General features: G+C 55.4%; 12 protein-coding genes. 6 read left to right on the forward strand and 6 right to left on the reverse strand.

Annotation, left to right across the window (positions count from 1 at the left end):
* Positions 1 to 20: 20 nt before the first annotated feature.
* Positions 21 to 1,364, forward strand: a complete 1,344-nt coding sequence (locus AUR04nite_RS10610; protein ID WP_141364774.1) for an LLM class flavin-dependent oxidoreductase — start codon at positions 21 to 23, stop codon at positions 1,362 to 1,364.
* Positions 1,365 to 1,493: 129 nt separating this feature from the next.
* Here the strand turns inward: AUR04nite_RS10610 and AUR04nite_RS10615 are convergent, their stop codons facing one another.
* The 5 genes from AUR04nite_RS10615 to AUR04nite_RS10635 all read right to left on the reverse strand — a co-directional run bounded on the left by AUR04nite_RS10615 (position 1,494) and on the right by AUR04nite_RS10635 (position 6,119).
* Positions 1,494 to 2,501 (reverse strand): S66 family peptidase, encoded by a 1,008-nt coding sequence (locus tag AUR04nite_RS10615; protein WP_246055487.1) that lies wholly within the window; start codon positions 2,499 to 2,501, stop codon positions 1,494 to 1,496.
* Between the two features lie 98 nt (positions 2,502 to 2,599).
* Entirely contained in the window at positions 2,600 to 3,001 is a 402-nt protein-coding gene (locus AUR04nite_RS10620) for a universal stress protein (RefSeq protein ID WP_141364777.1), read from the reverse strand.
* Positions 2,998 to 4,605 (reverse strand): tripartite tricarboxylate transporter permease, encoded by a 1,608-nt coding sequence (locus tag AUR04nite_RS10625; RefSeq protein WP_141364779.1) that lies wholly within the window; start codon positions 4,603 to 4,605, stop codon positions 2,998 to 3,000. Before AUR04nite_RS10625 ends, AUR04nite_RS10620 begins: the two co-directional genes overlap by 4 nt.
* 3 nt (positions 4,606 to 4,608) lie before the next feature.
* Positions 4,609 to 5,112, reverse strand: a complete 504-nt coding sequence (locus AUR04nite_RS10630) for a tripartite tricarboxylate transporter TctB family protein (protein ID WP_141364781.1) — start codon at positions 5,110 to 5,112, stop codon at positions 4,609 to 4,611.
* Complete coding sequence (locus AUR04nite_RS10635; RefSeq protein WP_141364783.1) at positions 5,109 to 6,119, reverse strand: Bug family tripartite tricarboxylate transporter substrate binding protein; 1,011 nt, start codon at positions 6,117 to 6,119, stop codon at positions 5,109 to 5,111. The genes AUR04nite_RS10630 and AUR04nite_RS10635 overlap by 4 nt, the downstream gene beginning before the upstream one ends.
* Before the next feature lie 192 nt (positions 6,120 to 6,311).
* Between AUR04nite_RS10635 and AUR04nite_RS10640 the strand changes: the two genes are divergently transcribed.
* The 3 genes from AUR04nite_RS10640 (at position 6,312) to AUR04nite_RS10650 (ending at position 9,143) form a co-directional block, all read left to right on the forward strand.
* Complete coding sequence (locus tag AUR04nite_RS10640) at positions 6,312 to 7,940, forward strand: sensor histidine kinase (RefSeq protein ID WP_246055488.1); 1,629 nt, start codon at positions 6,312 to 6,314, stop codon at positions 7,938 to 7,940.
* On the forward strand, positions 7,937 to 8,614 hold the full coding sequence (locus AUR04nite_RS10645) for a response regulator (protein ID WP_141364785.1): 678 nt from the start codon (positions 7,937 to 7,939) through the stop codon (positions 8,612 to 8,614). Before AUR04nite_RS10640 ends, AUR04nite_RS10645 begins: the two co-directional genes overlap by 4 nt.
* A 106-nt stretch (positions 8,615 to 8,720) precedes the next feature.
* A complete protein-coding gene (locus AUR04nite_RS10650) occupies positions 8,721 to 9,143 on the forward strand; it encodes a hypothetical protein (protein WP_141364787.1) in 423 nt (140 codons plus the stop codon).
* An 84-nt stretch (positions 9,144 to 9,227) separates the two neighbouring features.
* On the opposite strand, the gene AUR04nite_RS10655 is transcribed toward AUR04nite_RS10650, so the two are convergent.
* A complete protein-coding gene (locus AUR04nite_RS10655; RefSeq protein WP_141364789.1) occupies positions 9,228 to 9,881 on the reverse strand; it encodes a lysoplasmalogenase in 654 nt (217 codons plus the stop codon).
* A 161-nt stretch (positions 9,882 to 10,042) separates the two neighbouring features.
* Between AUR04nite_RS10655 and AUR04nite_RS10660 the strand changes: the two genes are divergently transcribed.
* Both AUR04nite_RS10660 and AUR04nite_RS10665 read left to right on the forward strand, forming a co-directional pair.
* Positions 10,043 to 11,224 carry an MFS transporter gene (locus AUR04nite_RS10660; protein ID WP_407646689.1) on the forward strand — a complete coding sequence of 394 codons (1,182 nt, stop codon included), beginning with the start codon at positions 10,043 to 10,045 and terminating at the stop codon, positions 11,222 to 11,224.
* 25 nt (positions 11,225 to 11,249) lie between these two features.
* The gene (locus tag AUR04nite_RS10665; protein WP_141364793.1) at positions 11,250 to 11,939 is read left to right on the forward strand and encodes a FadR/GntR family transcriptional regulator; all 690 of its coding nucleotides are present in this window, start codon (positions 11,250 to 11,252) and stop codon (positions 11,937 to 11,939) included.
* Positions 11,940 to 11,958 lie beyond the last annotated feature (19 nt).

An 11,958-nucleotide genomic window follows, 5' to 3' on the forward strand; every position in this document is an offset into this window, starting at 1 on the left:
CTGATACCCAAGGACTAAACATGTCACGATCGCTGATTCTCAACGCATTTCTCATGACCACCGGCCATCACGAAGCCTCATGGCGGCTGCCTCACTCCTCCGTAAATACAGGAACCGACGTTGCGCACTATCAGCGTCTTGCCCAGCTGGCAGAAGCAGCAAAATTCGACGCTGTGTTCTTCGCTGACAGTCCTGTTGTGCAGGCGCCGCCAGCGCAGCGGCCCGCCGGAGCATTGGACCCGATCCTCCTGCTCACCGCGCTGGCGACAGTGACAAAAAAGATCGGCCTGATCGCCACGGCATCCACCAGCTACAACGACCCCTATAACTTGGCCCGCGAATTTGCGACCCTGGACACCATCAGCAATGGCCGGGCCGGTTGGAATGTGGTGACCACAGCAGGCGACGCAGCCGCCAAGAATTTTTCCCAGTACCGGCAGTTCGACAGCACCCAGCGCTACTCCCGCGCCGATGAATTCTTGACTGCGGCGGTGAAGCTATGGGACTCGTGGGAGGATGACGCCCCCGTCGGCGATAAGCAGGCAGGGCTCTGGGCAGTCCCGGAGAAGATCCACCGCATCAACCATGAGGGCGAATATTTTCAGATTGAGGGACCCCTGAATCTGCCGCGCTCGCCGCAGGGCCGTCCGGTAATCATTCAGGCGGGAGCTTCGCCTGCAGGGAAAAACTTTGCCGCCAAATGGGCCGAAGCGATCTTCGCGGTCCAACAGTCGCTCACCCAGGGACAAGCCTTCTATGCGGAAGTGAAAACCAGAGCGGCAGCGGCGGGACGCGATCCGGAACAGGTGAAAGTACTTCCAGGGATCGTGCCGATCATTGGATCCACGGACCGTGAAGCCTCCGCCTTGGCGGACGAACTCGACTCGCTGATTCTGCCAGAACATGCATTGGCGAATCTGGCGCTGCAGCTGCATGTTGCTCCGTCGGAACTGGCGCTGGATTCCAAGCTTCCGGCAGGGCTAGAGCATGTGGTCGACGCCGAGAAATCCACGTCTCGACGGGACGTCATCCTCAAGCTGGGATACGGAAGAGATCTGACGGTACGCCAAATTCTGCGGGAATTGGGTTCAGGCAGAGGGCACCAAACAGTCATTGGCACACCTGAGCAAATTGCAGACTACATCGAAGAATCATTTACGGGACGAGCAGCAGACGGATTCAACATTATGCCCCCAGTCCTGCCTTCCGGACTAGAGACGTTTATTGAGCAAGTGGTTCCCATTTTGCAGCGCCGGGGCCTGTTCCGGACCGAGTACATTGCAGAAACACTGCGAGGCCACTACGGTCTGAGCCGCCCGCAGAGCATCTACTCTGAAGCCAGAGAAAAGCTTGTGGGTGTCTAGCGCACTGAAACCAAATTGCTACTAAACCATGAATGACGTGCCGTAAGAACGGCACGTCATTCATGGCTGTTGGGAGTTGTGAGGAAGTCACCGCAGTAGAGCCCTGGTGATTATCTTGGGAAGGCCCAATTACTTGGATTCATGAGAAAAATTCAAGCTGACCGTCGAACCGTGCGCAGTCAGTTCCGCGAACCCGCCAATCGGCAGTGTGAACATTGGACTGGTATGTCCAAAATCGAGGTTTGCGACGACAGGAACTTCCTTCAAGAGGGGATGTTTGGAGATGATGAGCTCCAGTTGCTCGCGTGTAACTTGTGATCCAGTTTGAAAACGTCCTATCGCCAGCCCGAGAATATTTTCCGCTTCAGGCAGCTGGAGCAGAGAGGCAAGATCGCGGGCGAAGTCGTGTGCGCCCACTGCTCCATCGTCCTCCAAGAAGAGAACTGTCCCATCCAGCGACGGCATGCAGTCGCCTCCTTGAAGGAGGTTAAGGGTGCACAAGTTGCCGCCGATGACTTTTCCTCCTGCGTCCCCTTCGTTCAGAATCCATGGCCCGTCAGTTCTGAGAGGGTTCCGATCATCTTGATTCATAAACCAAAGGTCGTCGGTAAACTCTGACTGGTGTTCGATGGACCATTCGAACTCGTGGGTCGCCTTTCTAAACCACTGGCCTGTCGGTTCGAAATGATCGCGCATGCCAAATGATGACCAATGAGCTCCCACATAGGTCAATAAGCCTGTGCGAGCATGGACAGCGTTAGCCAGCGTAGTGAAGTCGGAGTATCCGCAGAATACTTTCGGGTTGGCGGCAATTAGGTCCCAATCGAGATAGGGGAGCAGCTCGTTGGAGGTAAAGCCGCCGATGACGCTGATGATCCCATCGACGTTTGGATCTGCGAACGCTGCGTGGAGATCGGCTACTCTCGACTCGATCGAGGAACTGTCTAGAACATCTCGTTCATCGACATGGTCTCCGTACTGCAGCGTCAGCCCCATCGCTTCAAAACGTTCGATGATCCATTGCGTATTGTCGAATTCCATGACGAAGGATCGAGAATTTGACGGTGCGACGACGCGAATGGTGGATCCACGCTTGAGTCTGGCTGGTATCTGGATAGCCGATGGCATTGAGGTCATGCACTAAGGCTAAAGAGTGGTTCGACTGTAATCGAATTCTGATATGACATAAAGCGTCTGTTTCCTCAATTGATAATGAGGGAACAGACGCTTTACGCTTACCAGCCGCTATTCACTTTCACGGACAACACCGGACAGTGTGCTTGGAGGATAATCCGTTGGGCCGTGCTGCCTAGGATGAACTTTCCGATTGATGTCCGCTTGCGAAGGCCTATGACAATCAGCTCGGCTCTTTGGGCTTCGGCGACATGCAGAATATTCTCGGCAGCATCGGAACCCTGAGAGCTTCGCTCGATCCAGAAGTCGATGCCCGCTGAAGCCAGCCGCTCATCCAAGAGATGAAATTCTCTGGCATCAAGCAGCTTGTCATCCACCAATTGGTCGCCCTTGGACGAATTCACTACAACCAGTCGAGAACCAGATCTCTGTGCCTCGACAATTGCGCGGTCCAACGCCGCTTCGCCTTCCGGGGACGGGATGTATCCGACGACAATAGTCATTTCTTGTCACTTCCCTTAAGGCCAGACGTGTTGGTGGGCTGATTCGATCCTGCGCCTGCCTCGTCGCTAGGGACCTCGATATGGTCGATGGCAATTGCGTCTTCTGATACTGCTGGCTTGCCGCGAAGCCGGCGGAACAGTGCAATCCACAACGGCAAGGAGAGCAGCACAGCAATCAGGATGTAGATTCCCACAGCCAGAGGCTCGCTCCAGAGTCCCGAAATATCTCCGTTGCTCAGCTGGAAAGTTTTGCGCAGGCGAACTTCGGCCATAGGACAGATGATGACACCCAGAATGAGCGGCAGCACTGGCAACCCGAAGCGGCGTAGCGCAAATCCGAGCAGACCGATCAGTAGCAGCATCCACAAGTCCATGGCCTGCATGTTTACGGAGAAGGCGCCGAGTGTTGCGAAGAACAGAATTCCTGCGTAGAGGAACGGGCGTGGGATCTTCAGCAGCTTCGCCCACATGGGAGCCAACGGGAGGTTGATCAGCAGCAGCAGAGTGTTTCCGATGAACAGGCTGGCGATCAGCGCCCAGACAAGCTCAGGCTCATTCTCAAAGAGCAGTGGACCTGGCTGGATGCCCTTCATCATCAAGAATGCAAGCATCACAGCAGCGGTGGCGTTGGTAGGAAGGCCGAGTGCAAGCATAGGAGTTAATGTGCCTGCAGCTGAAGCATTGTTAGCCGCTTCAGGCCCAGCCACTCCTTCAATAGCTCCGTGGCCAAACTCTTCAGGATGCTTGGACAGCTTCTTCTCGGTGACATAGGACAGGAAAGTCGGAACTTCGGCGCCGCCGGCCGGCAGCGCACCGAAAGGGAAGCCGAATGCTGTACCGCGCAGCCAGGGCTTCCAGGAGCGCTTCCAGTCTTCCTTGCCCATCCACGGAGTGCCGACAGGAATGGTTTTTGCCGGGGTGGTGCGCAGATGCGCAGCAATCCACAAGGCCTCGCCGATAGCGAAGATCGCCACTGCGACAACAACAATGTCTAGGCCGTCGACCAGCGTGGGTATTCCGAAGGTCAAACGATCTTGTGCAGTAACGGGGTCAGCTCCGACCAGGCCGATGGCCAGACCCAAGCCTAGGGATGCAAAGCCGCGGATCTTGGAGGAACCCAGAACCGCTGTCACGGTGATGAGCGCCAACACCATGATGGCGAAGTAGCTTGGGTCACCAATGCTGACCGCAAACTTCACGACGAATGGTGCGATAGTCACCAATAACGCGGTGCCAATGGTGCCGGCAATGAACGAGCCAATGGCCGCCGTGGCCAAAGCTTGTGCGGCTCTGCCAGCCTTGGCCATCTTATGGCCTTCGATCGCCGTGATCACTGTGGCTGATTCGCCAGGTGTGTTCAACAGGATCGAGGTAGTGGACCCACCATACATACCGCCGTAGTAGATACCGGCGAACATGATCAAGGCGCTGGAGGTCTCCATTCCGTAGGTGACCGGCAGCAGCAGAGCAACAGCCATGGCTGGGCCGATGCCTGGAAGCACGCCAACTGCGGTGCCCAACATGACACCGGCGAATGCGAAAAGCAGGTTCATGGGGGTCAACGCGGAGGCAAACCCGTCCATGAGGAGGTTAAAAGTATCCATCTACTACAGCACCCCTGACAGGATTCCTGCTGGAAGTTTGATCCCTAGGCCTACATAGAACCCATAGAAGGAACCAAGAGAAACTACCAGGGCAATGAGGAAAGTCAGTACCCAACGCCGGCTTCCGAGGCAGACCGCGGTTCCAAAGAACAGGAGGGTCCCCGAAATCACCCAGCCAGCCCAATTGATGATGAGGATAGTCACTGCAAAGATTCCCAGTAACGGCAGGATGACTTTCCAATCGGTCGGCTGGTTCAAGTCGACGTCTTCCCCTTCTTCGCCTTCGGCTAGGTTGCCGCGAAGAACGGTAATTATCAGCGCGATCGCAGAAACGACGAGGATTCCACCGACAACGAATGGAACAGTTTTTGGCCCAATCACATCTGATTGGGAGTACGTCACCTGAAGCTGCGACGCATCAACAAATACAATGATTCCCACCAGAAGAAGAAACGCGGCGAACAGGAGTTCGACGCGCTTCTTCTTCGCTGTGGTTACTTCACTCACGCCAGACCCAGGGTCTTGAGCACGCTAGCTACGCGCTCGTCCTGTTCCATCAGGAAGGCCTTGAAATCATCGCCGGTCATGAAGGCATCGGTCCAACCGTTGGTCTTCAAGGCTTCCTTCCACTGCTCTGATTCATGCATCTTGGTAACAACATCAATCCACTTGGCCTTCGCCTCGTCAGACAGCTCCGGCGGGGCCACCAGTCCGCGCCAGTTGGTGAAGACCAAATCGATGTTTGATTCCTTCAGAGTTGGAGCGTCAACGCCTTCCAGACGCTTCTCGCCGCTGGTTGCCAGGACTCGCACCGAGCCCTCTTCGATTTGCTGCATGTACTCGCCTGCGCCGGAGGCGGCGAAGTCGACCTTGTCGCCGAGGATGGCAGGGAGCAAATCGCCGCCGCCGTCGTAGGACACGAAGTTCACACTCTTTGGATCCACGCCAACAGCTTCTGCCAGCTGCATCGGCAGCAGATGGTCTGGGCCGCCAGGGGAGGAACCTCCGCCAACCGACAGGCTTCCTGGATCCTTCTTCCATTCAGCAACCAGGTCGTCAATGGTCTTGAACGGGGAGTCCTTGGAGACCATGATGGCGCCCGGCTCTTCGATGAGCTTGGCGATTGGAGTGGTTTCGGTCAGCTTCGCGGAATCGTTCGTGTAGCTGGCGCCAACAACACCCAGACCCATCAGCATGGCAAGATCTTCCTTGCCCTTCTCATTGATCAAACGAGCCAAGCCCACGGTGCCGCCAGCACCTGCGAGGTTGAAGACTTCGGCGTTTGATGCAATTCCAGCTTCATCCATGACTTTGGCCGCAACGCGGGCAGTGGTGTCGTAGCCGCCGCCTGGAGTATTTGGAACCATGATTCGCAGCCCGGAAACCGGACCGCTGGAAGCCGAAGATCCGGAATCTGCCTTCTCTGAAGTGACACCGCAGCCTGTTGCGGTCAACGCGAGCGCAGCTGCTGCAGCAATTGCCGCAACGGCGCGGAATGGCTTGAAGGTTCGCATAGGAATAGTCCCCATATCTTTCATCGGTGGAGCGAATGAGTTTGATCCTATGAGTTGAATGTGGCTCGGGTCACGCTTGCGTAAGCAGAGTAGATACTGTTCATTGTGTAACCAGAAATGGTGACTTGGATCTCGTTTTGACTCGTTATTCTAGATGAGGGGCAGGATCCAGAAACAAGGAGTGTGCGAATCATGGCCACACTCGGCAAGAAGCGCGTGCGCGCTGTACGCCGCCACCTGAGTCTCGCAACCGAGCATTTGGTATTGCAGCTTCTAATCATCGCTGTGGTGATGGCGGGAGTGATTGCAGTGTCGGTGGATCAAGCAACAAATGATTTCGAACGCTCGGAAAGCAGACGCAGCCTGTCGGCCGCCGAATCGCTCGCTGCCAATCCCATGCTCCGTGCCTTGCTGCCCGAAGCCGCCCCAGAAATGGGTGCAGCACTGCCGGCAATGGCTGAATCCACCAGAAGCATCTCCGGCCTCGAATTCGTCGCGGTTGCCGATGCCGAGGGAAAGATCATCACCTCCAGTTATCCGCAGGATATCGGCAAATCCCTCATCAATTCCGAAACGAACGTTCTGGAAGGCCGAGCCTGGCGAGGCGAAGTAAAGAGAGAAAACGAACGGATCCTTCTTGCACAAGTACCCGTATTGAACGATAAAGGCCAGCTGATCGGCGTCGTTGAAGCCGGCCAAAGCTACCCCCACACCATTGAGATTTTCAGAGTTGTAGCGCCTAATGCCCTGATTACTTTGTTGATATGCCTTCTTCTGGGCGCAGGAGGGTCTTTCCTCCTGTCGCGCCGTGTCAAATATCAAACTCGGGGGCTTGAACCGCGGGAAATTACCGAACTCTTTGAACATCGTGAAGCACTATTGCACGGAGTCAAAGAAGGAATCATCTCTATCGGCCCGGACCAGCACGTGACCCTTGCCAACGATGTGGCCATCGACCTGCTGAACCTGCCCTTGGACTGCGTGGGACGAACCCTGAAAGAACTGAATGTCCAGCCGTCGGTTATTCGCGCATTGATGACAGAGCAGCCTGAACCCGACAGGGAATTTCTCATTGATGAAAAAGTCGTCGTTTTCAACCGCATGCCACTGCACAGCCGAGGAACCGACATGGGTTCCGTGACCACATTCAGGGACCGGACGGAACTGACGTTATTGGAGCAAGAACTTGGCGACACCAAGGCCACCAGCGACATGCTCCGCGCCCAAACGCACGAGTTCGCGAATCAGCTGCACACAATTTCCGGCCTGATCCAGCTGGAAGAATATGATGACGTGATCCGGTTTATCGATGGGGTCAGCTTCAGCCGCAGCAAGACCTTGGAAGAAATCACGCAGCGAATTCTCGAACCCACTATTGCGGCATTGCTGATCGCAAAGGCCAGCGTCATCGCAGAGCGGGGTATGGAGCTAATCCTGGCTTCGGACTCGTGGCTGCCGCGCTGCGAGGATTCCATGGCCAAGGACCTCACAACCGTCATCGGCAACCTCATCGATAACGCCATGGATGCCGTCGCGGAGTCGGAAATAGCTAAAATCAACCTACGCATCGATACCGCTGAAGAGCACGTCACAATTACCGTCAAGGACAGCGGTCCGGGCTTAGACCCTGAAGTCATCGAAGAGATATTTACCCAGGGATTCTCAACGAAAACTGTTCAAAAAGACCGAAAACGCGGCTTTGGTCTGGCGTTGAGCCGACTAGTCTGTCGACGCAGGGGTGGTGACATTCTTGCGGAGAACGACCATGGTGCAAAGTTTGTCGCCACACTCGCACAATTTAAAAAGGAAGATTCGGCATGATCAAGGTCTTGGTGATTGATGACGACTTCATGGTCGCCAAAGTTCATTCAGGATTCGTCAACAGCGAACCAGGTTTCAGTGTCGTCGGAGTCGCGCACTCCGCCGCTCAGGCGCTGAAGTCTGTCGCCGAACTTGCACCGGATCTTGTGCTTCTCGATATTTATCTGCCCGATGGCAATGGGCTGGACTTGCTGCAAAAACTCAGAGATATTCATCCTGAGCTTGATGTCATCGTGATTAGCGCTGCCCGAGAGATGGACACCGTGCGTAAAGCTCTACGCGGAGGCATTATTCATTACCTCATGAAGCCATTTTCGCGCGAAGATCTGCGCGAGAGGCTTGAACATTACAAAAAGACCTACCGCGGCCTAGGCGATGATGCGGAACACGAACTGGATCAGTCCGACGTGAACAGGCTCTTGGGATTGGGAACCCAGCAGCGCAAACCCCTGCCCAAAGGCTGCAGCGCCGAAACTCTTGGCCTTGTCGAGGGGATTCTCCGATCCAGCGACGATGCTTTATCAGCCACCGAAACAGCAGAGAAGCTGGGCACTTCTCGGGTCAGCGCTCGCCGATACCTGGAGTACCTCGCGGACGAAGGGCTAGTGCAGGTGAATTTAAAGTATGGGGGAGTGGGGCGCCCGGAACGACTTTACGGATGGTCTGCCTCTTAGAGTGAATTTCTCGGTATCTTCTTCGTTGGCTGCAATCTGATGTTCAATCTGTCGGATCGCCCGCGTAGGTTCTGAGTAGACGGTCTAACAGGAAGAAGGGCTCGGCATGTTCTCGAATTTGGTGCATCAGGAGTCGGATGTAGAGAAAATTAGAATTGTGCCTACTGTGTGGGACCTGCCCGACCAGGGAGTCCAATGGTGTGATTGCGGGCAAGATCATCCTCTGACCCTGGACTTCGTCATTGATGTGGCTGAGGATTTGGGTCTTGACGATGAAGTCTTTCTTACACATCAAGAAGTCATTGAGCTGACTATGGAAGTGTGGGGTTTCGCTGAAGTCTGCCGCTTCTTCCACCTTGCACTGAACGCCGCAGCGGAATACGTCAACGGAGCCGTGGAGGAGGAATATCGGACTTTCGTGGCTTTCGATATCGTCGGATATTTTTCTAAGACCTGGCAAGGGTGCCCAGCACAGGCCTGCGAAGGCGGCTACTCTTCGAGTGATATCCCGGATCCTGGCGCGTTGTAGCTCTCGATAAATGTTCGAGGAGTGCTCGGGAAGGTTTGACGCACTAGTCTTGGCGGCTGCAGCCAGCGTTGGATTCAACGTGCCCTAGACGGTGAGTGCAATGATCCCTGCGGCCAAGAGGCCCTGGCCGACGTGATAGGTGATCATGACGATGGTCCGTTCTCGTGGGCTGTCGGATTCGAAACCGCGCCGAGCGATCCCCGATGAAAGCAATGAGTCGCTGGCCATGAAGATGCTTGCACCGATGCCGCAAATCCAGGAGCCGGTGAGCCACGCTAGAAGCACCATGAGTGCGATGGTGGTGGCGTAGACAATGCATGAGATGCCGAGCCCTGCTCCGAAATCCTTCCATAATTTTGTCAGTGCCTTACGCATCAAAAGCACAGCGAGCACAACGATCCCCGCTGCGATTGCTGCCATCTGCCACTTCGGGGCTAGCAGCATCGACAGGGAAACCAAATAGGCAATGTGTCCCAGCAGAAACGACCCGAGGCCTGCCATGAAGTGTGCTTCTTTGCGACCTAGCAGCGCAATGTCGCCGAAAAGCCCTAAGGCCATGCCTGCTGCGAACCAAACGCCAGCCGTGCTGCCGAGCATTCCGGCGAAGACTGCAGCTACGGCCATGAGGAGCATCGTCAACGGCTTCGCGACGTATTCAACCCTGCGACGGGAAATGGCAACCGACCACCAGTTGGTTAGTGCCGATAATGCGCTGAAGATGGCAAAGGCGAAAGTCATAGAACCACAGTAATTTACCGGAGAGTAATTTGTGGCAGTGAATTTGGAAGATCAAACGTCATACGTCTAATGTTTAAAGAATGACGCAACCTACGCTAGAAGCATCGCGGGAGAATAAAAACCAGCAGTTCGAGCCGGAGTCGGAGATAGCCAAACGCTCCATGATCTTCTTGGCCATCGCCACCGTCGTACTGATGGGTATTAACCTGCGAGTCGGAGTGGTCAGTGCATCAGCACTTTTCAATGACCTGCAGAACCTCCAGGGGTATGGCGCCTTCATCTCTGCAACTTTGCCAACAATTCCAGTTCTGTGCTTCGCTGTCGCCGGGTCGGTGACAGTTTGGGTGACCCGGAAAATTGGGCTTGAACGAGCAATGTTGTTGGCAATTCTTCTACTGACAATTGGCCTGTCGCTGCGTGCCGTTGAATCCACCGCAATGCTTATCGCAGGAACGATCATCAGCATGAGCGGCCTTGCCGTGTGCAACGTCAGCCTGCCGTCCTTCGTGAGAAAGCACTTCCCTGAACGGACGTCGCTGCTGACAAGCACCTACACCATCTGCATGTCCCTGGGAGCCGCGGTGGCCTCCGCTGTAGCGGTCCCCATTGCGCAGCAGCTTTCCTCCCCGCTGCTCGGGCTAGCGGTCTGGGCAGTGCTTGCCCTTATTGCTGTTATTCCTATGGTCCCTATTGCGATCAAGAGCAAAAAGCCTGCAGCCGTCAAAGCGGTTAAGCATCATTCGCCATGGCCATTGCTTGCTACCCGCAATGGATTGCTGATTACCGGGCTCTTCACGGTCCAGGCTCTCTTGGTGTACTCGATTGTCAGCTGGCTGCCGTCAATGCTCGTCTCCCGGGGAATGAACTCGGCAACTGCCGGGCTTATGCTCGGGATCTTGCAGTTTATCTCCATCCCAGCCATTGCGCTGGTCATGTCCATCGCCAGCCGCCCGCGACTGCTGCGAACTGCCTTCATGATCGCTACTGGTTCGAGTCTTGTGGGATTCCTGAGCTTACCGATTCTGCCCACGAATCTGTCGATTATCAGCGTGGTATTCCTAGGAATCGGATTTACTGTCTTCCCATTGGTGATGCTGTCCATCAGCCGCAGCGGTGAAAGCGTTGAAGCGTCAGCAGCAATGTCTACTTTGGCGCAGACTGTTGGGTATTTGGTGGCTGCCGCCGGACCTTTTGTCCTTGGACTATTGGCATCGGCCCTAGGTGGCTGGACGCTGCCAATGTGGCTGCTCTTGGGATTTGCAGTGGCACAATTGCTTTTGGCGTATTTATTGAGCTCGGGCGTTCCTCGCCGAGCTGCACTGGAACCCGTCGATTCCGAGTAGTCGGCGCACTCCGAAAGGAAAAGTTTTGACTTCCGCTCTGCCGGGCCGCGCACGCGGACCACTCTCAGATGACGTCGCTTCATGGCTGTCGGAAAAAATCTCCTCGGGGCAATGGCCACTAGACTCAAAAATTCCTGCAGAGCCTGCGCTGATTGACGAACTGCAAGTCTCACGCGGCACGCTTCGGGAAGCCATCAAAGCACTGAGTCACGTCGGAATGCTAGAAGTACGACGAGGCGACGGAACTTACGTCCGCGCAACGAATGAATTCGACGGCACAGCCCGCCAAGTTTTCCAGCAGCATTCCGACACTGACGTTTTGCAGCTGAGGTTTGCACTGGATACACAAGCTGCTCGCCTTGCGGCCCACGCCGCTACCAAACAGCAGGTCGAAAAACTTCGCGAACTGCTGGAAACACGAAGAAGCGCGTGGAAAGCGCGCGACTACGAAGCGTGGGTACAAGCTGACTGGGAATTCCACCTCACGGTTGCCCAAGCATCTGGGAATACGCTGCTCGCAGAGGTCTACCAAAGCTTCGGTGAAGTCTTCCACGGCACAAAGATGGAGCAGCGCCTGCGCGAAGGCTTCGACGGCTGTCTCGCTGCCGGCCATGAAGACCTGCTGACGGCAATCGAGGAACGCAACGACTCGGAAGCCGCTCAAAGCGTCAACACAAATCTGGACTACTGCATGTCCTGGGCAGTACAGGGCTGAGTATCAAATAGCCTAAAGC

Source organism: Glutamicibacter uratoxydans (assembly GCF_006539925.1).
Classification (GTDB): domain Bacteria; phylum Actinomycetota; class Actinomycetes; order Actinomycetales; family Micrococcaceae; genus Glutamicibacter; species Glutamicibacter uratoxydans.